This is a genomic window from Falsiroseomonas oleicola (assembly GCF_019029495.1).
Classification (GTDB): domain Bacteria; phylum Pseudomonadota; class Alphaproteobacteria; order Acetobacterales; family Acetobacteraceae; genus Falsiroseomonas; species Falsiroseomonas oleicola.
Genome location: NZ_JAERQM010000005.1, coordinates 139,362 through 157,494, shown reverse-complemented (window position 1 = coordinate 157,494; position 18,133 = coordinate 139,362). Strand labels below are relative to the sequence as shown.

Genomic DNA, 18,133 nt, shown 5'->3' with positions numbered 1-18,133 from the left:
CGCGGTCCTCATGGCTCGGGACTCACAAGGATGCGCAGCACCGCATTCGCGTTGCCATTGATCGCCAGGCGATAGCGACCCGGTTCCGGCACGGCGAAGACCACCGTCTTGAAGATGCTGGTGCAGCGCGTCTGCATCTCGAAGCGCGGATCGTGCAGCGGTCCTTGCGGACCCATCAGGTCGTACCAGACGCCGCCCGGCCCGGCCGAGACGCGCCACTGCCCGGCCGCCGGAATCTCCACCGTGACCTCGCCGCCGAAGCGGCCCTCGGCGCGGCGGTCCTGCCCGGCCTGCGGCGCCAGGCGATAGGCGCCATCCGGCAGCAGCGTGATCTCCGCCGGCTGCGAGGCCCGCACCGCGACGGCATCGGCAGCGGGTTCGGCCGGCGCGGCGGTGAGGCGCTGCGGCGCAGCGTCCCAGACCGAAAATTCGCGCCGCAGGTCGATCGCGAAATTGTCGCAGCCGCCGCGCATCTCCTGCATCGGACGGCCACGCGAGGCCGCATCCTGCGCCGCGACCGGCGTGCCGAGCGCGAGCAGCATCAGAATGGGAAACAGCTTGCGCATCAGAAGCTGGTCCTCAGCGTGAAGCGGAAATTGCGACCTTCCGCCGGGTAGCCATCGTCATAGCTGTAGTCGGCATCGGCGATGTTGTTGGCCGCGACCTCGCCCGAAAGCCGCGGCGTGAAGGCGTAGGCGAGCTTCACATTGCCGACGAGCCAGCCGCCGGTCGGCCGGCCATTGCCCGCATCCGTGGTGAACTGGCGCGACTGCGCCAGCACGCTCGGCATCAGCGTCAGCCGCTCCGTGATGTCGAGGAAGCCCATGGCGAAGACCTTGTGGCGCGGTGCGCCATAGAGCAGCGCCGTGTCGTCATTGCCGCGTTCGCGCACCAGATAGGTGTAGTTCAGCCGCAGCCGCGCGCGCTCCGTCAGCCGGGTCTCGACGGTGGCTTCCACGCCGTAGAACAGCGCCTCTCCCACATTGCGCGACTGGGAGATCAGGCCGAAGGGCGCGGTGGTGGCGCGGCCGACGGTGGTGGCCTGGATGTAGTCATCCACCTGGCTGCCGAAGGCCGCGACGCGCAGTCGCGTATCGGGCGTGACCCGCGTGTCCCAGCCCAGTTCGACATTGGTCGAGCGTTCTGGCGCGAGGTCCGGATTGGGCAGGCCGTTGCCGAGGCGGTAGGAATACCGCTCATACATCGTGGCGAAACGGGAACGCCGGGCGATGCTGGTGAAGACCTCGTTGGTGTCGTCCAGCCGGATGCGCAGGCCGATCTGGCCGTTCAGCGCATCCTGGTCCCGCGTCTCGAAGCGCCGCGCGCCGTTATAGGCCGGGTCCTCCGCCCGCAGCGCGTCGCGCGCCTCGTAGCCGATGCCGCCGAAGAAGGTCAGCCAGGAATTGACGCGCTGCTCGGCATCCAGGCCCAGCGTCCAGGTGAAGTCGCTCATCTCGCTTTCCGGCGTGCGCGGGCCGGATTCGCGATGCACATCCTGCTTGGTGGTGGCCGAAAGCCGCAGCGTGCCGCCGGCGGTCGGGCTGGTGCCGAGCTCCACACCGCCACCCAGGGTGTGGTCGTTGTAGGAAGACTGGAAGGCGTAGGGCAGCCGCTGCGTGGTGTAGTTCTGGTTGTCGTAGCGGTAGAGCGAGTTCCGGAAGGTGTCGTAATAGGCCCGCGTGCGGATGTAGCTGTCCGTGCCGAAGGGCAGGCTGGTGCGGGTCAGCGCATAGAAGCTGTCGCGATCATAGCGCGGCCAGTCGAAGAAGGTGGCGCGCGTCGCATCCCGACCGGCATAGGGCGGAGCCTCCTTCACGCCGCGATTGACGACGAAGCCGATGGCGTATTCGTCGGTGGCCGACGGCGTGTAGCCGACCTTGCCGGAGAGCCGCAGATCCTCGGATTCCGCACGCAGGCGGTTGCCGGAGGGTTGGTACAGCCCGCCGCCGAAATCCTCCGACAGCCCAAAAGTCTCCCGCCCGATATAGGCGGCGCCGCCCTGCACATAGTAGTCGCCGATGCGGCTGCCGGCGTTGAGGATGGTGCGGGACCCGCCGAAATCGCCGCGGCCGGTGAGATCCAGGCCGGTGCTGCCATCGAATTCGAAGGGCCGCACCGGCCGCCGCGTCACCAGGTTGACGGCGCCGCCCAGGGCATTCGGGCCGAGCGCGAAGGGCGCGAAGCCGCGGGTGATCTCGATCTCGGCCAGGTCGCTGGTCAGCACGCGGTTCAGGTCGAGATAGCCGTCATAGGGCACGTAGATCGGAATGCCATCGACCAGCACCGGCACGCGGGACTGGTCGAATCCGCGCAGGAAGAAGCCGACCTCGCCGCGCGCGCCGCCCCGGTTGCCGGGGTTCAGCGACAGGCCAGGGGCGGTTTCCAGCGCCTGGCCGACACGGTTGGCATCCAGCGCATCCATGGTGCGCCGGTCCACGCGATCGACGCTGGAGGGCCAGTTCACCGGCGCCTCCGGCGCGGTGCCCGTGACGATGATCTCGCCGAGCGGGAAGGGTTCAGGGGGGGTCTGGGCGGCAAGGCCGCCGGGCAGCAGGCAGAAGGCGGCACCCGCCAGAAGGCAGGCGCGCAGGGTTGGGCGTGACATCAGCTCTCTCCGATTTTTCGTGACGAACGGCATCCGGCTTGCGGCCGGCGTGGCATCGTCAGGCGGTCGGAGGGGCGCGGGGTTGCTGGGGTGGCGCGCGCGCCGGAAAGGGCGGCAGCCCTTCCATCCGGCGCGGCGCAGGCAGGACGACGAAGGACAGGCGGATCGCCGGCGCGGCGGGCGGCGAGGGCAGGATGGCGATCGGGCCGAGGCCGAGGGCGCAGCACTCCATCGGCTTCGTCAGGTCGATCGGCTGCCCCTCCGCATCCAGCAGCAGGGTGCGAAAGCCCTCATGGGTGCAGATCTCGACCGCCTGGCTGTCGGCCAGCCGCGCCATGCCGCGGACATGCGCCATCGCGGTCGCCGCCCATTGGCACAGCAACAGGCAGGCCAGCAGGCCGGCGAGAAGATCCCGGCCGCGCCAGGGGCGCGACGCGGCTCTTCGGGTCAAGGCTGGGGCGAGGCCGGCGCGGCCGGCACGCAATCCCCGCATGGCGGGACTCTCCTGGTCAAGCGACAGCGGCCTGGAACCGCGAAGGCCCCAGGCGCAGGCAAGGCATCAGGAGTGGGAGGGTGGGCCGGTGGGCCGGTAGGGCGGCGCCCGCGCGCCGAGCGGCGGCAGGGCCGCGGCGGAACCAGCCAGCACCTGGATCGGAAGGAGGCGCGGCGCGGCCACCGCGACGGGCGCCGGCAGTTCGGCGACCGGCAGCACATGGCAGGCGAGGCAGAGATCCGGCATGGCCTGCGCGGGGCTGTCCGGGCCATCCGCCCCGGACATGTCCATGGTGACCAGCCCATCGCTGGTGCAGATCACCATGGGGAAAGGCTGCGCCTGCCCCTGGGATGTCGAAACCAGCCGCGCGCAATGCGCCATCGCAAGGCCGCTCTGCAAGCAGAAGGCCAAAGCGAGAATCAGCCGCAGCGCGCGCAGGGGCAGACGGGACATGCGGCCTTCTAACCTCTCCCCGCAGCCCGCGGCAACACGCGCGCCGTCTTGGCCTCAGCCCTTGGCGGCGTCGGTCGCCTTGGCATCATTGGCCGGGGCGGGCGGCTTGACGACGCTGCCGATGGTGCCGCGCAGGACCGTGACGCGCACATTCGGCGCCAGTTCCACCTCCACCTCCTCGCTGTCGTCGCGCACCTTGGTCACGGTGCCGACCAGGCCGCCGCCGGTGATGACCTTGTCGTTGCGCTTCAGCGCCGAGAGCATGGTGCGATGCTCCTTCATCTTCTTCTGCTGCGGACGGATCAGCAGGAAATAGAAGACGGCGAAGATCAGGATCAGCGGCAGAAGCTGCATGACGACGGCACCGGTGCCACCGGCGGCATCCTGGGCATAGGCGGGAGAGATGAACATGGGGTGCGATCCGGCTTTCCTGGAAGGGTGGCCCCGGGGTTGCGGGGCCTCGGCCGGCAACCTAGCCTCCGGCCCCTTTCCGTCAATACATGATCCGGGTCCCATCCCTTGTCCGAACCTCATGCGCTGCTGCCCACCCTGACCCGGATCGCCGAGGCGCTGGAGCGTCTGGCCCCGCCGGCCCTGGTGAAGCCCGACCTGATGGCGGCCGATGCCTTCGTCTGGCACCCCGGCCCGCCGGCGCGGCTGGACCCGGTGCCGAGGGTCGCCGCCGTCGGCATCACCCTGCTCCAGGGGGTGGAGCGGCAGAAGGCGCTGATCCTGGAGAACACGCTGCGCTTCGCCCGCGGCCTGCCGGCCAACAACGCCATGCTCTGGGGCGCGCGCGGCATGGGCAAGTCGAGCCTGGTGAAGGCGGCGCACGCCGCCGCCAATGCCGAGGTGCCGGGCGCCCTGGCGCTGATCGAGATCCAGCGGGAGGATGTCCGCACCCTGCCCGACCTGCTGAACGTGCTGCGAGCAGATCACCAAGACCCGCTCCGCGGGGGGGGCGGCGCCCGCCGCTGCCTGGTCTTCTGCGACGACCTGTCCTTCGAGAAGGAGGATGCCGACTACAAGGCGCTGAAATCCGTGCTGGATGGCGGCATCGAGGGTCGGCCCGCCAATGTGCTGTTCTACGCCACCAGCAACCGCCGCCACCTGATGCCGCGCGATATGATCGAGAATGAGCGCAGCACCGCCATCAACCCCTCCGAGGCGACGGAGGAGAAGGTCTCGCTCTCCGACCGCTTCGGCCTCTGGATCGGCTTCCACAACTGCGACCAGGACACCTTCTTCGCCATGGTCGAGGGCTATGCCGCGAGCTTCGGCCTGCCCGCCACCTCCGACGAGCTGCGCCGCGCGGCGGTGGAATGGAGCGTGACTCGCGGTGCCCGCTCCGGCCGCGTCGCCTGGCAGTTCGTGCAGGACATGGCCGGGCGGCTGGGCGTGAAGACGGGCGGCTGACGAAGAGGGGGCGGCGCCTGAAGATTGCAGAACGCCCCCGCCCGGTGACGCGGATGTGAATTCGCGGACGCTTTGGCGTATTGCGTTGCATATCCGGCGGCGGACGCGGAACGTCCGCGCGCCAGCTGCGAGACCGCCATCCTGGCGGGGGGCCGCATAAGGCCCTCCAAAGGATTGCGCCCTTGTTCACCATCCTGCTCTGGCCGCTGACCGCCTTCTGCAGCCTCGTCGCGCGGGGCCCGCTGGTCGCCATCGCCGTAGGCTGCGCGCTTTGCCTCCTGGCCTTCGTGACGCGTCATGGCGCCTGGGGCGCCGGCTTCGCGATGTTCGTTGGCTTCGTGCTGATCTGGATGAGCGAATCCGCCGCGCGCATGCTGCCCGAACAGGGCGTCGTCGCCGGCGATTGAGCGCGCTGCGCCCGGCCTCAGGCCGGGCGCAGCACCTCCAGCCCGCCCAGGAAGGGCCGCAGCACCTCGGGGATGGTGACGCTGCCATCCTCGTTCTGATGCGTCTCCAGCACCGCGATCAGCGCCCGGCCGACCGCGACGCCCGACCCGTTCAGTGTATGCAGGAATTCCGTGCCCTTGCCGCCGGCGGGGCGGAAGCGCGCCTCCATGCGCCGCGCCTGGAAATCCCGGCAGTTGGAGCAGGAGGAAATCTCCCGCCAGGCCTGCTGGCCGGGCAGCCAGACCTCCAGGTCATAGGTCTTGGCGGCACCGAAGCCGGTATCGCCGGAGGCCAGCACGATGCGCCGCCAGACCAGGCCGAGCGCCGTCAGCACCCGCTCCGCGCAGGCCGTCATCCGCTCATGCTCCGCTTCGGACTCGGAAGGCAGCGTGATGGAGACCAGCTCCACCTTCGGGAACTGGTGCTGGCGCAGCATGCCGCGCGTGTCCCGCCCGGCAGAGCCCGCCTCCGACCGGAAACAGGGCGAGAGCGCCGTGAGGCGCATCGGCAGCGCCGATTCAGGAAGAATCTCGCCGCGCACGAAATTGGTCAGCGGCACCTCCGCCGTCGGGATCAGCCAGCGGCCATCCGTGGTGGCGAAGAGGTCCTCCTTGAACTTCGGCAATTGGCCGGTGCCGTACATGGTGGCGTCGTTCACCAGCAGCGGCACGCTGGCCTCGGTATAGCCATGCTCGTCCACATGCTGGTTCAGCATCCACTGCCCCAGCGCGCGTTCCAGCCGCGCCAGCGGGCCGCGCAGCACGGTGAAGCGGGCGCCAGCCAGCTTGGCGGCGGTGCCGAAGTCCATGCCGAAGGCTTCGCCCAGCTCGAAATGCTGGCGCGGGGTGAAGGCGTAGTTGCGCGGGCTGCCATGGGTATGCAGCACCACATTGGCGGATTCGTCGGCGCCGTCCGGCACGTCGGCGGCGAGCAGGTTCGGCAGGGCGGCCAGCAGCTCGTCCCGCGCCGCCTCATGCGCCTCCGGCGTCGCGGCGGCGGCGGCATCCATCGCCGCCTTCACCTCGGCCTTCAGCCGCTCCGCCGTCGCCGTGTCGCCGGCCTTCATGGCGGCGCCGATCTGGCGGGACAGCTCGTTGCGCGTGGTCTGGGCGGCCTGCACCAGGCGAACCGCCTCGACCCGCAGGTCGTCCAGCCGCAGGGCCTCCGCCGCGACGGGTGGCAGGGACCGCCGGGCCAGCGCCGCGTCGAAGGCCTCGGGGTTGGCGCGAACCGCCTTGATGTCGTGCATGGAACGGGACCTGAGCGCGTGGTGTGGCGCTCAGCGGCTAGGCCAGAGTGGCGAGCCCGTCAATCGAGCCCGCCCCGCTTCAGCTCTCCTCGGCGGCCTTCTTCTTCCGACCCATCCAGACCGCGGCGAGAATGGAAATCTCGTAGAGCAGGATCATGGGCACCGCGAGGCCGATCTGGCTGATGATGTCCGGCGGGGTGATGATGGCGGCGACCACGAACATGCCGACGATGGCATAGCGCCGGCCCTTTCGCAGACCCTCGACGCTGACGATGCCAACGCGGGCCAACAGAGTCAGCAGCACTGGCAACTGGAAGGCGATGCCGAAGGCCAGGATCATGTGCATGACCAGCGAGAGATATTCGCTGACCTTGGCTTCGAGCTGAATCGGCACCGTCCCCGCATCGCCCGGCGTCTCGAAGCTGATGAAGAAGCTCCAGGCCATCGGGAAGATGAAGTAGTAGGCCAGCGCCGCCCCCAGTACGAACAGGAAGGGGGAGGCCACCAGGAAGGGCGTGACCGCGTTCTTCTCGCTTTTGTACAGGCCCGGCGCGATGAACAGCCAGAGCTGCGTCGCCCACATCGGGAAGCTGAAGAATGTGGCACCGAAGAAGGCGACCTTCAGATAGGTGAAGAACGCCTCATACAGCGCCGTGAAGATCATCCGGCGCTCGCCCATGCCCTGCGCCTGAAGGATGTCGGCAAGCGGCGCGGCCAGGAAGCCGTAGATCTGGCGGGAGAAGTAGTAGCAGACCGCGAAGGCGATGATGAAGGCGCCGACCGACCACATGAGCCGCGTGCGCAGCTCCATGAGGTGCTCGACCAACGGCATCGGCTTGTCGTTGATTTCGTCGTTCGGATCACGCGGCACGGTGGGGGGATCCGTATGTCAGGAGGCTGAACCGGGCGGCGGCACGAAGGCCGGCGCGGCGGGGGCCAACGGCGCAGTCACCGCGGCCTGGGGTTCCGGCGTCGAAGGCGCGGCGGCATAAGCGGCCGGCGGCGCAGCCACCCCGGGCGGAATGAAGGCCGGCGCGGCCACGGCGGGGGTGGCACCCGGGGAGGCCCCAGGGGAGACCCCCGGGTCGGTCGCGGCCGGCGGCGGAGTCACCTCCGCGCCATGCACCGGCGGGGGCGTGTCCTGGAAGGCATCGCGCAGCGGATTGCCGATCGGGTCTTCCGTGAAGGTTTTGCGGATCGACCCGTCCTTGTCGATTTCCTTCTCGACGATGTCGCGCATGTTGAAGTTGCGGATGTCGTTGATCTGGTTGCGCACATCCTCGAGCTTGGCTTCGCGCACCACCTCATCCACCTGGCCCTGGAACTCCCCGGCCATGCGACGCAGCTTCTGTATGCCCTTGGCGATACCGCGCACGGCATCGGGAAGGTCCTTGGGGCCTATGATGACCACAGCGACCACGGCGATCAGCGCCAATTCGGTCCAATCGAGACCCAGCATGAATCCTCATCCCCGACGCCATGCGGCATGCCGGCCCGCGGGCCACCCCGTTAGCAGGATCGTCGCCCCCCGCCAATCCGGCGGCCGTCCGACGATCCGTATCCAGTCCCCTATCTAGGGAGCCTCGGGCGGGAATACGAAGGCCCGTTCGGGATCCATCGCCACCGACACCCGGTCCCCCCGCCCCAGCCAGACCCCCGGCGGCAACCGCGCATGCAGGTGCAGCAACCCGCCCTGCCCGTCCGCCACCGCCAGATGCACCAGCGTGGTGGCGCCGAGCAGCCGGCAGGCCTCCACCTCCGCCACCACGCCTTCCGAGTCGGGGTCGGACAGCCGCAGCCCCTCCGGCCGCAGCAGCACCTCCACCGCCGCGCCGTCCGGCGCCGGGGCCGGCGGCAGCACCCGCACGGCGCCGATCGCGGTTTCCGCCATGCCGCCCCGCAGCACCGCCGGCAGCCGGTTCACCTCCCCCAGGAAGGTCGCAACGAAGCGGGTGCTCGGGGCGAGGTACAGGGCGGAAGGCGCGCCAAGCTGTTCGATCCGCCCGGCATTCATCAGCGCGATGCGGTCGGCCATGAACATCGCCTCCTCCGCATCATGCGTCACGATCAGCGTGGCGATGCCGGCTTCCTGCAGCACATGCAGCGTGTCGTCCCGCACCTGTTCGCGCAGCCGCGCATCCAGGCTGGCGAAGGCCTCGTCCAGCAGCAACAGGGCCGGGCGCGGCGCCAGGGCACGGGCCAGCGCCACGCGCTGCTGCTGGCCGCCCGAGAGCATATGCGGCCAGGCCTTGGCGAAGGCCTCCAGCCCCACCCGGGCCAGCGCATCCATGATCCGCCACTGCCGCTGCCCGCGCGGCACGAAGCGCAGGCCGAAGGCGACATTCTCCTCCACCGTCAGATGCGGGAACAGCGCATAGTCCTGGAAGACGAAGCCGACGCCGCGCGCCTCGGGCGGCGTTTCCCGCCCCGGCTCGGCGATCAACTGGCCATCGAGCGTGATGCGCCCCTGCTGCAAGGGCTCCAGCCCCGAAGCCAGGCGCAGCAGCGTGGTCTTGCCGCAGCCGGAGGGGCCGAGCAGGCAGAGGATTTCCCCTGGCCCGACCTCCAGATCCAGCTCCCGCAGCACCACGCCCCGTTCGGGATAGCTGTGGGACACCCCTTCGAAGCGGATGCTCATGCCGAGGCGCGGCCTCTGGCGGCCCGGCCGACGAAGGGCGCCGGCCGCAGGTCGGGTGATGGCATCACGATGCCTCGGCGGGCGGCGGCTTCGGCACATCCAGCAGCGGCATGTTTTCGCCGCTGACCAGTTCCTCCCGCTTCGGCAGGTCGCGCAGCGAGGTCAGGCCGAACTGTTCCAGGAATCGCGGCGTGGTGCCCCAGAGCGTCGGGCGACCCGGCACTTCCTTCTGCCCGCGCGGCGCCACCAGCCCGTGTTCCAGCAGCGCCTCCAGCGTCGTATGGGCGAGGCCGGCGCCGCGGATTTCCTCGATCTCGGCGCGGGTGACGGGCTGGTGCCAGGCGATCACCGCCAGCGCCTCCATCGCCGCGCGCGGCAGGCGCTTCGGCACCTCCACCACCCGGGTCAGGGCGGCGGCAAGGTCGGGGGCGGTGCGCAGGGCGAAGCCGCCAGCGGTCTCGGCCAGCACCACGCCGCGGCCTTCCAGCAGCCGTCCCAGCTCCCGCAGCACCGCCAGCGCATCCTCGCCCTCCGCCAGCACCGTCTGAAGGCGGGCCGGCGTCACCGGGCGGTCGGAGGCGAAGAGCAGCGCCTCCGCCAGCCGCAGCGCGGCGGAGGAGATGACGGGTTCTTCCGTGCCCTCGGCGGGCGCGACCTCCTCAGGCGGCTCGGACATCGGCCGCTTTCTCACTGGGCTGGGAGCGCCGCAGCAGGATCGGCCCGAAGGCGCGGTCCTGGCGCAGGTCGAGATGGCCGCCCTTGGCCATTTCCAGGCTGGCGATCAGCGTGCTGGCCAGGGCGACGCGGCGTTCCACCGTGTCCAGCTCCGCCGCCTCCGGCAGGAAACGCTGCAGCACGCCCCAGCTCGGCAGATCGCCCAGAACCTGGCTCAGCCGTGCCAGCGCGTCCTGCACGCTCCACAGGCGGCGCGGCTTGGGGCGGTAGGGGCGCTGCGCCATCACCCGGCGGCGCCCGGCGACATAGGCCTGGCACAGCGCGGCAAGGTCGGCACGCAGGCCGGAGCGGTCCTCGATGGTCAGGTTCTCGGGCGCGCCACGGGCGAAGACGTCGCGGCCGAGCTGCGGCTGCTGGCCGAGCCAGGCGGCGCCGGCGCGCATCACCTCAAGCTCCGCCAGTCTTTCGGTCAGGCGGCTGGCCAGGGCCTCCGGGTCCTCATCCTCCCCGGCTTCCTCCTTGGGCAGCAGCAGGCGGGATTTCAGCCACGCGAGCCAGGCGGCCATCACCAGCCATTCGGCCTGCAATTCCAGCCGCATGCCGCGCGCCCGGTCGATCACGGCCAGGTACTGGTCGACCAGCGCGACGATGGAGATGCCGGCGAGGTCCAGCTTCTGCGCCCGGGCGAGGTCCAGCAGCAGGTCGAGCGGCCCCTCATAGCCATCGAGGCGCAGATGCAGCACCGGATCGGTCATGACGCGTCTCCATGGCCGGACAGCAGGAAGATCATCCGCATCACCGGCACCGCCACCTCCTGCACCAGGCTGCGCAACGGGTCGAAGCCCGGCACCAGATAGGGCAGCACGAAGATCAGGCCGATGACGATCAGCAGCCCGAACCGCTCCAGGCTCGCCACCGCCCGCGCCGCGGGGGCCGGCAGGATGCCGACCAGGATGCGCCCGCCATCCAGCGGGGGAATCGGCAGCAGATTGAAGCAGGCGAGGATGACGTTATACAGGACGCTGTATTGGACAAGGCTGATGAACCACAGGATCACGTCGTCCGGCAGGGTCCCATCGGCCGCGACGACAAGGTGGGCGAACAGGCCGAAGCCGAAGGCGAGCGCGAAGTTGATGGCCGGCCCGGCGGCCGCGACCAGCACCATGCCCCAGCGCGGATTGCGCAACCGCCAGATATCCACCGGCACCGGCTTGGCCCAGCCGAACATCGCCTCCACCCGCCCGATGGTCAGCAACTGCGTCACCAGCAGCAGGCCGGGCAGCAGGATGGTGCCCACAGGGTCCACATGGCGCAGCGGGTTCAGGCTGACCCGGCCGAGCAGATAGGCCGTGTCGTCGCCCAGCGCCCGGGCGGCATAGCCATGCGCCGCCTCATGCAGGGTGATGGCCAGCACCGCCGCCACCACGATCGCCGAGATCTCGGCGATCATGCGAAGGCGGGCCGCGTGGCGAGCAGCCGGTCGCGGATCTCCGCCAGCAATTCGGGCGCGATGGTCCGCCGCGCGCCCATCATGGCCGCCCGCGCCGCCGCCATCCGCGCCGCGCTGGCCTCGGTCAGCGCCGGGCAGGCGGCCAGCAGCGCCGCCGTCTCCGCCAGCACGCCGGTGCAGTGCAAGGCGAGGTCGCAGCCCGCCGCCATGGTGGCGCCGGCGAGGTCGTTGGAAAGCCCGGCCACGGCGCCCATCGCCAGGTCGTCCGAGACCAGCACGCCCTGGAAGCCGATCTCGCCCCGGATGACATCGCGGATCAGGCCGGGGGACAGGGTGGCGGGCAGCGCCGGGTCCAGCGCCTCATACAGAATATGTGCCGTCATCGCCCAGAGCCCGGTGCCGCCATCCGGCGCCGACAGCGCCTGGAAGGGCGCGAAATCGGCCGCCAGCGTGGCGCGGTCGGCGGCGACGCGGGGCAGCGCCTCATGGCTGTCCACCTCCGCCCGCCCATGGCCGGGGATGTGCTTGACCACCGGAATGCAGCCAGCCTGTTGCAGCCCCCGCACCCAGGCGGCACCCAGCCGCGCGACTTCCGCCGGATCGGCGGAGAAGGCACGGTCGCCGATCACCCCATGGGCGCCGGGCAGGCGAAGGTCGAGCACCGGGGCGCAGACCACATCCAGCCCGAGCACGGCGCATTCCAGGCCGAGCAGCGTGGCATTCGCCTCCGCCGCCATGGAGGGCGCATCCTCGAACAGCGCGGCGGCGGGGAATTCCGGCCAGTGCGGCGGGCGCAGCCGGGCGACGCGGCCGCCTTCCTGGTCCACCAGGATCGGCGCCGCCTCCCCCAGCTCCTCCCGCAGCGCGGCGCAGAGCGCGGCCACCTGGCTGGGGCTTTCGACATTGCGGCGGAACAGGATGGCGCCGGCCGGGCGGTGCCGCCGGAACAGCGCCACCTCCTCCGCCGCCAGGCTGGTGCCGGCGATGCCGACGATGACGGCCCTGGGCATGGTCAATGTGGAGTCCCTCAGCGGACCGGGATGCAGGCAAGGCTCCGGGCGCGGAGCTGCTCGCAGAATTGCTGGGCGCCGTCCTGGTCGGCAAAGCCGGCGGTGCGCAGGCGGAACAAGGTCGGCTGCCCATCGCGGTCCAGCCGCTGCACCACCGGGCCGCGTCCCTCGAACAGTTCCGGGGCGCGACGGGAGATGCGCTCGAATTCGCTGCGGGCGCCTTCCTCGCTGGTTACCGCAGCAAGCTGCACCATGAAGCGCCCACCCGGCGCCGCGCGGGGCACGGCGGGCTGGGTGGCGGCCAGTTGGGTGGGCTGTGGCGGGGCGGGCGGTGGCGGGGGCGGCAGGGCGCCGGCCGCCAGTTCCGGCTCGGCAAGTTGCGCCAGCACGGCAGAGTCCGGTGCCTCGGCCGCCTGCGACTCAACCGGGCGTGGCGCCACCACGGGCGGCGGCGCCACGGCGGCGCGCAGCAGGTCGATATTCGGGGCTTCCGCCTCCGGCACCAGGGCGGCCGGGCGGCCGGTCTGGGCCGGGGATTGCCGGTTGCCGGGGCGTTCCAGCACCAGCGCGTTCTGATTGGGCACGCGCAGTCCGCCGGGATCGTCCGGCCGCACCTTGAAGGGGCGCGGATCGGCCTCGACCACCGGCACGCCGCCGGCGCCGCTCATCCGCTGGACCGCCCACCAGCCGCCCGCCCCCAGGGCCACCGCCGCCACCATGCCGCCCGCCACCGCCATCATGCGCCACGGAACCCCTGCGGGTTCGCGCGCCACGCGATAGCTTGGCACCATCATATCGCTCATCGCATCTCCTCGACGGGTTCGACCCCCATCACCGCGAGGCCTGAGCGCAGGACCACCGAGGTCGCGGCCACCAGCGCGAGACGCGCCCGGGTCGCTTCCGGCTCCTCCACCCGGATGAAGCGCAACGTCGCATCGTCACGCCCCCTGTTCCACAATACATGAAAGTCGCTGGCCAAGTCTTGGAGAAAGAACGCGATTCGATGAGGCTCCCGCGCCGCAGCAGCGGCCTCCACCGTGCGCGGCCAGGCGGCCATCCGGCGGATCAGGGCGAGCTCGGAGGGGTCGGTCAGGCTGTCCAGTGGCGCCCCGGCCAGTTCGGCCTGGGCCGGATCGCCGGCGGAGCGCAGCACCGACCGGCAGCGGGCATGGGCGTATTGCACGTAGAAGACCGGGTTCTCCCGCGTCTGCTCGATGACCTTGTTCAGGTCGAATTCCATCTGCGCATCGGCCTTGCGCGTCAGCATGGTGAAGCGGACGGCGTCCTTGCCCACCTCGTCGATCAGGTCGCGCAGCGTGACATAGGTGCCGGCGCGCTTGGACATGCGGACCGGCTCGCCATCCTTCACCACATGCACGATCTGGGTCAGCACCACATCCAGGCTGACCTTCCGGTCCGACAGCGCGGCGACGGCGGCCTGCATGCGCTTCACATAGCCGCCATGGTCGGCGCCCCAGACCTGCACCAGCTGCGGGAAGCCGCGCTCGATCTTGGCCAGATGGTTGGCCACGTCATTGGCGAAATAGGTGCCGGAGCCGTCCGACTTGCGCAGCGGGCGGTCGACATCGTCGCCGAACTGGGTGGCGCGGAACAGGACCTGAGGGCGGGGTTCCCAGTCCTCCGGCGTTTTGCCCTTCGGCGGCTCCAGCACGCCCGTATAGATCAGGTCCTTGGCCGAGAGTGTGGCTTCCGCCTTCTCCAGCCAGCCCTCTGCCACGATGGCGCGTTCGCTGATGAAGACATCGTGCTGCACGCCGAGCGCCGCCAGGTCCTCGCGGATCGCCGACATCATCGCCTCGACGGTGAAGTCCCGCACCGTATCCAGCCAGAGCGTGGCAGGCGCCGGCATGCCGCCCGGCTCGGCCAGGGATTCCTTGAAAATCTGGCGCAGCGCGATGCCGACGGGCACCAGGTATTCGCCCTTGTACTGCAGCCCGCCGGGGACCGACTGAGCATAGTCGTCCTCGGTCATGGGCGTGCCGAGGGCCTGAAGGTAGCGCCAGTAGGTGGCATAGGCGAGCGCCAGCACCTGGGCGCCGGCGTCGTTCACATAGTATTCGCGGGTGACGTCATAGCCCGCCTTGCGCAGCAGCAGCGCCAGCGCGTCGCCCACCACGGCGCCGCGGCAATGGCCGACATGCATCGGCCCGGTCGGGTTGGCCGAGACATATTCCACATTCACCGGCCCGCCTTCCCGCGCCGGGCCATCGCCATAGGCCGGGCCGGCCGCCAGCACTGCCGGCACCACGCCGCGCACATAGCCCTCATCCAGCCGCAGATTGACGAAACCCGGGCCGGCCGGCGTGGCTTCCACCACCATGGGCAGGTCGCGCAGCTTCTCGCAGAGCGCTGCGGCCAGCTTCGGCGGCGGCATCTTCGCCAGCTTCGCCACCACCATCGCGGCATTGGTCGCCATGTCGCCATGCGCGACATCCTTCGGCGGCTCCACCAGCACGCGGGCGAAGGCTTCGGGCGGCAGTTCCGGCAGCAGGCCGCGCAGGGCAGCCACCACCTGCGCCCGGATGGCGGCGAAAAGGTCGGAATCGTTCATGGCGCGATCATCCGCCGGCGTCACCCGCCCCACCATGGGGCCAGGCGCGCGGGCCTGTTTCAGGGGTTGCGGCTGGCCTTCAGATCGGCGAGCGCGGCCAGCACGGCATCGAATTTGCGGTCCGCCGCGTCGAAGCGCGCATTGATCGCGTCGAAGCGCGCCTCGATCGCGTCCAGCCGCCCCTCGACCGCGCCGAAGCGCGCTTCCATCCGGGCTTCCAGCCGCGCGACATCGTCACGGACCAGCGCCGTCACCGTGTCGAGCTTGCGATCCACCAGCTCCAGATTTTCGCCGAGCAGGCGGATCGAGGCCTCCATCTCCGCCTGGCGTTCCTCGACGATCGCCAGGCGCCGCTCCACCCCATCGAAACGGGAATACAACGGCGAGAGGTCGGCCTGCATCCGGCGCAGCGTCTGGCTGATGCGGCGCAGCTCCTCCAGATCGATCAACTCGGCCATGGCCAACAAGCTCCTTCGCCCCAAGCCTAGCACAGGCGGCCCCAGGCGGGCCAATGGCGCGATCCGGCGGCGGCCCGCTTGACAGGACCGGCGACATTCATTGCACTCGGCATCCAAGGCGCATCCCACAAGCGCCTGCCCTGGGCCAGGACCTGCCAGCCGCCTTTCCACCGAGAGGATGCCGATGGTCTGCGCCCCCTTCCACCTCGCCTGGTTCGTCTCCCGCGGCTATGGCCCCAAGGCCTGGCGCTATGACTGGGCCGGCGACCAGTCCCGCTGGATGATGCCCGACCTGTTCGTGGACCTGGCGAAGTCCATGGAACGCGCGGGCTTCGACTATGTGATGATGGAGGATAGCTGCAACGTCCCCTACACCTACCAGGGCACGCATGACGCCTATCTGAAATACGCCATGGCGACGCCGAAGCTCGATCCGGCGGTGCTGGTGCCCTACATGGCCGCCGCCACGAAGCGAATCGGGCTGGTGACGACGATGTCCACCACCGAATACCCGCCCTTCCTGCTGGCCCGGCTGATGAACTCGCTGGACCATGTGACGGAGGGCCGCGCCGGCTGGAACATGGTGACCGGCAGCAATGACGGCGGCGCGCAGAATTACGGCATGGACCGCCAGATCGAGCATGACGAGCGCTACGACCGCGCCGACGAATTCGCCGAGATCGTGACGCAGCTTTGGGAAAGCTGGGACCCGGATGCGATGGTGCTGGACCGGGACGCGCCGATGTTCGCCGATGGCAGCAAGGTGCATGCCATCAACTACCAGGGCCGCTACCACAGTTCCCGCGGCCCGCTGAGCGCGCCGCGCTCGCCGCAGGTTCGGCCGGTGCTGTGCCAGGCGGGCGGATCCTCCCGCGGCCGGCGGTTCGCCGCGCGCTGGTCGGACACCATCATCACCGCGGTGCGCGACGTCGGCTCGATGAAGGCGACGCGGGAGCGCATCCGGCAGGACGCCGTGGCGCTCGGCCGCGACCCGGATGGGATCAAGGTGCTGTTCCTGATCGACCCGCTGGTCGACCACACGGCGGAAGCGGCGGAGGAGCGGCGGCGCATCCTGGAACGCGACGTGGCAACGCACCGCGACCAGCACCTCGCCTCCCTCTCCCGCCTCAGCGGCATCGATTTCGCGCAGTTTCCGCTGGATGAGCCGCTGCCCAAGCTGGTGAGCAACGGCCACCAGTCGATGGTCGACAGCTTCACCGGCCGCACGCCGCGCCAATTGGCGATGAATGCCGAACTCGGCATCCGCTTCACCGGCACGGTGGACCAGGTGGCGGGGATGATGGAGGAGGCGATGCAGGAGGCCGGCGGCGACGGCTTCCTGATCGTCCATGCCGATTTCACCCGCCGCTACATCGCCGAGATCTGCGACGGGCTGGTGCCGGAACTGCAACGCCGGGGCCTGACCCGGCGCGACTATCCGCACAGGACGTTCCGGGAGAACCTGATGGCCTTCTGAGCCGGCGGCTAATCCGGTCGGATATTGTTCTCCCGCACCACGCGGCCCCAGGTGGCGATCTGGGTCGAGAGGAAGGGGCCGAACTCCGCCTCCCCCTTCGGGTCCAGGTCGATGCCAAGTGTCAGCACGCGCTGCCTGATCTCCGGAATCGCCAGCGCTTCCCGCAACGCGGCCTCCATGCGCTGCTTGATCGGCGCGGGAATGCCGGCCGGGCCGAGGAAGCCCCAGAAGGCACGGGCATCGATGCCGGGCACGCCGACCTCGGCCAGGGTCGGGATATCGGGCATGGAGGGGGAGCGCGTGGCGCCCGTCTGCGCCAGCGGAACCAGGGCCCCACTGTCGATATGCACGCCGATGGCGGGGCGGGTGGCGATGGGCATGTCGACCTCCCCGGCCACGGAGGCCACCGCCAGCGGGCCGCCGCCGCGATAGGGCACATGCACCAGTTGCAGCCCGGCCGCCTTGGCCACCAGCGCCATGGTCAGATGCGCCAGGGAGCCATTGCCGATGCTGCCATAGGTCAGCGTATCCGGCCTCGCCTTTGCGGCATCCGCCATTTCGGCGAAGGTCTTGAAGGGCCGCGTGCGATGCGCGGTCAGCACCATGGGCGCGGTGCCGAACAGCAGCAGCGGCGTCATGTCCTTTTCCGTGTCGAAGCCGATATTCGGGATGAGGGAGGGATTCACCGCATGGGTGTCGAAGACCAGCACCCAGCTATTCCCATCCGGCGCGCTGCGCGCCACGCCGGCCGTGCCGATGGCCCCCGAGGCACCCGGCCGGTTCTCCACCACCACATTCACGCCCAGGCTGCGCATCAGATGGGGCTGGAGCAGCCGCGCCAGCGCATCGGTGCTGCCACCGGGCGGAAAGGGCGGGACGATGCGGATGGGGCCGGATGGCCAGGCCGGCTGCGCGCGGAGGGCGGGCGCCGCGAGCATGGCGGCACCGCCCAGCAGCACGCGACGCGTGAGATGCGACATGGTCTTTTCCTCCCTGATCGTTCTTGGCCGGGATTAGGCCCGGCCGCGGCGGCGGGCGCAACAGTGGCCTGCACCCTGGTTCGCCGCGACGCCGACGTGCAGACTGCTTCCCCGACTGCGAGGGACTCGTTGCATGATCCGCAAGCTGAGCATGGTCTCGGTTCTGGCCGCTGCGGTGGCCGTCCCGGCGCCGACCGCCGCCCAGAAGAT

The 18,133-nt window shown here is 70.2% G+C and carries 20 protein-coding genes; 3 read left to right on the top strand and 17 right to left on the bottom strand.

Annotated features, from left to right (window positions below):
- Positions 1-8: 8 nt before the first annotated feature.
- From JJQ90_RS17375 to yajC, 5 genes are all read right to left on the bottom strand, one after another.
- The gene (locus tag JJQ90_RS17375; RefSeq protein WP_216877502.1) at positions 9-566 is read right to left on the bottom strand and encodes a hypothetical protein; all 558 of its coding nucleotides are present in this window, start codon (positions 564-566) and stop codon (positions 9-11) included.
- On the bottom strand, positions 566-2,605 hold the full coding sequence (locus JJQ90_RS17370) for a TonB-dependent receptor plug domain-containing protein (RefSeq protein WP_216877501.1): 2,040 nt from the start codon (positions 2,603-2,605) through the stop codon (positions 566-568). The genes JJQ90_RS17375 and JJQ90_RS17370 overlap by 1 nt, the downstream gene beginning before the upstream one ends.
- A 58-nt stretch (positions 2,606-2,663) precedes the next feature.
- Entirely contained in the window at positions 2,664-3,098 is a 435-nt protein-coding gene (locus JJQ90_RS17365) for a DUF2946 family protein (RefSeq protein WP_216877500.1), read from the bottom strand.
- 66 nt (positions 3,099-3,164) lie between these two features.
- A complete protein-coding gene (locus JJQ90_RS17360) occupies positions 3,165-3,551 on the bottom strand; it encodes a DUF2946 family protein (RefSeq protein WP_216877499.1) in 387 nt (128 codons plus the stop codon).
- A 54-nt stretch (positions 3,552-3,605) separates the two neighbouring features.
- Positions 3,606-3,962, bottom strand: a complete 357-nt coding sequence (yajC, locus tag JJQ90_RS17355; RefSeq protein ID WP_216877498.1) for a preprotein translocase subunit YajC — start codon at positions 3,960-3,962, stop codon at positions 3,606-3,608.
- A gap of 108 nt (positions 3,963-4,070) precedes the next feature.
- On the opposite strand from yajC, the gene JJQ90_RS17350 reads away from it, so the two are divergent.
- Positions 4,071-4,967 carry an ATP-binding protein gene (locus tag JJQ90_RS17350; protein ID WP_216877497.1) on the top strand — a complete coding sequence of 299 codons (897 nt, stop codon included), beginning with the start codon at positions 4,071-4,073 and terminating at the stop codon, positions 4,965-4,967.
- A 182-nt stretch (positions 4,968-5,149) separates the two neighbouring features.
- Positions 5,150-5,374 (top strand): hypothetical protein, encoded by a 225-nt coding sequence (locus JJQ90_RS17345; RefSeq protein WP_216877496.1) that lies wholly within the window; start codon positions 5,150-5,152, stop codon positions 5,372-5,374.
- A gap of 17 nt (positions 5,375-5,391) precedes the next feature.
- Here the strand turns inward: JJQ90_RS17345 and serS are convergent, their stop codons facing one another.
- From serS to JJQ90_RS17290, 11 genes are all read right to left on the bottom strand, one after another.
- Positions 5,392-6,663: a serine--tRNA ligase gene (serS, locus tag JJQ90_RS17340; protein WP_216877494.1), complete on the bottom strand. Its 1,272-nt coding sequence runs from the start codon at positions 6,661-6,663 to the stop codon at positions 5,392-5,394.
- 79 nt (positions 6,664-6,742) lie between these two features.
- Entirely contained in the window at positions 6,743-7,534 is a 792-nt protein-coding gene (gene tatC, locus JJQ90_RS17335; protein WP_329959467.1) for a twin-arginine translocase subunit TatC, read from the bottom strand.
- A gap of 18 nt (positions 7,535-7,552) precedes the next feature.
- Complete coding sequence (gene tatB, locus JJQ90_RS17330; protein WP_216877493.1) at positions 7,553-8,122, bottom strand: Sec-independent protein translocase protein TatB; 570 nt, start codon at positions 8,120-8,122, stop codon at positions 7,553-7,555.
- Between the two features lie 114 nt (positions 8,123-8,236).
- On the bottom strand, positions 8,237-9,301 hold the full coding sequence (locus JJQ90_RS17325; RefSeq protein WP_216877492.1) for an ABC transporter ATP-binding protein: 1,065 nt from the start codon (positions 9,299-9,301) through the stop codon (positions 8,237-8,239).
- 64 nt (positions 9,302-9,365) lie between these two features.
- Positions 9,366-9,977, bottom strand: a complete 612-nt coding sequence (scpB, locus tag JJQ90_RS17320) for an SMC-Scp complex subunit ScpB (RefSeq protein WP_216877491.1) — start codon at positions 9,975-9,977, stop codon at positions 9,366-9,368.
- On the bottom strand, positions 9,961-10,731 hold the full coding sequence (locus tag JJQ90_RS17315; protein WP_216877490.1) for a segregation and condensation protein A: 771 nt from the start codon (positions 10,729-10,731) through the stop codon (positions 9,961-9,963). Before JJQ90_RS17315 ends, scpB begins: the two co-directional genes overlap by 17 nt.
- Positions 10,728-11,426 carry a site-2 protease family protein gene (locus tag JJQ90_RS17310; protein WP_216877489.1) on the bottom strand — a complete coding sequence of 233 codons (699 nt, stop codon included), beginning with the start codon at positions 11,424-11,426 and terminating at the stop codon, positions 10,728-10,730. Before JJQ90_RS17310 ends, JJQ90_RS17315 begins: the two co-directional genes overlap by 4 nt.
- Positions 11,423-12,436 carry a beta-N-acetylhexosaminidase gene (gene nagZ / locus JJQ90_RS17305; protein WP_216877488.1) on the bottom strand — a complete coding sequence of 338 codons (1,014 nt, stop codon included), beginning with the start codon at positions 12,434-12,436 and terminating at the stop codon, positions 11,423-11,425. The genes JJQ90_RS17310 and nagZ overlap by 4 nt, the downstream gene beginning before the upstream one ends.
- A gap of 17 nt (positions 12,437-12,453) precedes the next feature.
- Positions 12,454-13,239 (bottom strand): SPOR domain-containing protein, encoded by a 786-nt coding sequence (locus JJQ90_RS17300; protein WP_216877487.1) that lies wholly within the window; start codon positions 13,237-13,239, stop codon positions 12,454-12,456.
- On the bottom strand, positions 13,236-15,008 hold the full coding sequence (argS, locus tag JJQ90_RS17295) for an arginine--tRNA ligase (RefSeq protein ID WP_216877486.1): 1,773 nt from the start codon (positions 15,006-15,008) through the stop codon (positions 13,236-13,238). The genes JJQ90_RS17300 and argS overlap by 4 nt, the downstream gene beginning before the upstream one ends.
- A 59-nt stretch (positions 15,009-15,067) precedes the next feature.
- The gene (locus JJQ90_RS17290) at positions 15,068-15,466 is read right to left on the bottom strand and encodes a hypothetical protein (RefSeq protein WP_216877485.1); all 399 of its coding nucleotides are present in this window, start codon (positions 15,464-15,466) and stop codon (positions 15,068-15,070) included.
- Positions 15,467-15,650: 184 nt separating this feature from the next.
- Here JJQ90_RS17290 and JJQ90_RS17285 point away from each other — a divergent pair, with 184 nt between their 5' ends.
- Positions 15,651-16,943: an NtaA/DmoA family FMN-dependent monooxygenase gene (locus tag JJQ90_RS17285; protein WP_216877484.1), complete on the top strand. Its 1,293-nt coding sequence runs from the start codon at positions 15,651-15,653 to the stop codon at positions 16,941-16,943.
- A gap of 8 nt (positions 16,944-16,951) precedes the next feature.
- On the opposite strand, the gene JJQ90_RS17280 is transcribed toward JJQ90_RS17285, so the two are convergent.
- Positions 16,952-17,923: a Bug family tripartite tricarboxylate transporter substrate binding protein gene (locus JJQ90_RS17280; protein ID WP_216877483.1), complete on the bottom strand. Its 972-nt coding sequence runs from the start codon at positions 17,921-17,923 to the stop codon at positions 16,952-16,954.
- Positions 17,924-18,133 lie beyond the last annotated feature (210 nt).

Bases quoted from the DNA above. Each gene is read 5' to 3' on its own strand.
- JJQ90_RS17375 (WP_216877502.1), bottom strand. From the start codon at position 566: ATGCGCAAGCTGTTTCCCATTCTGATGCTGCTCGCGCTCGGCACGCCG.
- JJQ90_RS17370 (WP_216877501.1), bottom strand. From the start codon at position 2,605: ATGTCACGCCCAACCCTGCGCGCCTGCCTTCTGGCGGGTGCCGCCTTC.
- JJQ90_RS17365 (WP_216877500.1), bottom strand. From the start codon at position 3,098: ATGCGGGGATTGCGTGCCGGCCGCGCCGGCCTCGCCCCAGCCTTGACC.
- JJQ90_RS17360 (WP_216877499.1), bottom strand. From the start codon at position 3,551: ATGTCCCGTCTGCCCCTGCGCGCGCTGCGGCTGATTCTCGCTTTGGCC.
- yajC (WP_216877498.1), bottom strand. From the start codon at position 3,962: ATGTTCATCTCTCCCGCCTATGCCCAGGATGCCGCCGGTGGCACCGGT.
- serS (WP_216877494.1), bottom strand. From the start codon at position 6,663: ATGCACGACATCAAGGCGGTTCGCGCCAACCCCGAGGCCTTCGACGCG.
- tatB (WP_216877493.1), bottom strand. From the start codon at position 8,122: ATGCTGGGTCTCGATTGGACCGAATTGGCGCTGATCGCCGTGGTCGCT.
- JJQ90_RS17325 (WP_216877492.1), bottom strand. From the start codon at position 9,301: ATGAGCATCCGCTTCGAAGGGGTGTCCCACAGCTATCCCGAACGGGGC.
- scpB (WP_216877491.1), bottom strand. From the start codon at position 9,977: ATGTCCGAGCCGCCTGAGGAGGTCGCGCCCGCCGAGGGCACGGAAGAA.
- JJQ90_RS17315 (WP_216877490.1), bottom strand. From the start codon at position 10,731: ATGACCGATCCGGTGCTGCATCTGCGCCTCGATGGCTATGAGGGGCCG.
- JJQ90_RS17310 (WP_216877489.1), bottom strand. From the start codon at position 11,426: ATGATCGCCGAGATCTCGGCGATCGTGGTGGCGGCGGTGCTGGCCATC.
- nagZ (WP_216877488.1), bottom strand. From the start codon at position 12,436: ATGCCCAGGGCCGTCATCGTCGGCATCGCCGGCACCAGCCTGGCGGCG.
- JJQ90_RS17300 (WP_216877487.1), bottom strand. From the start codon at position 13,239: ATGAGCGATATGATGGTGCCAAGCTATCGCGTGGCGCGCGAACCCGCA.
- argS (WP_216877486.1), bottom strand. From the start codon at position 15,008: ATGAACGATTCCGACCTTTTCGCCGCCATCCGGGCGCAGGTGGTGGCT.
- JJQ90_RS17290 (WP_216877485.1), bottom strand. From the start codon at position 15,466: ATGGCCGAGTTGATCGATCTGGAGGAGCTGCGCCGCATCAGCCAGACG.
- JJQ90_RS17285 (WP_216877484.1), top strand. From the start codon at position 15,651: ATGGTCTGCGCCCCCTTCCACCTCGCCTGGTTCGTCTCCCGCGGCTAT.
- JJQ90_RS17280 (WP_216877483.1), bottom strand. From the start codon at position 17,923: ATGTCGCATCTCACGCGTCGCGTGCTGCTGGGCGGTGCCGCCATGCTC.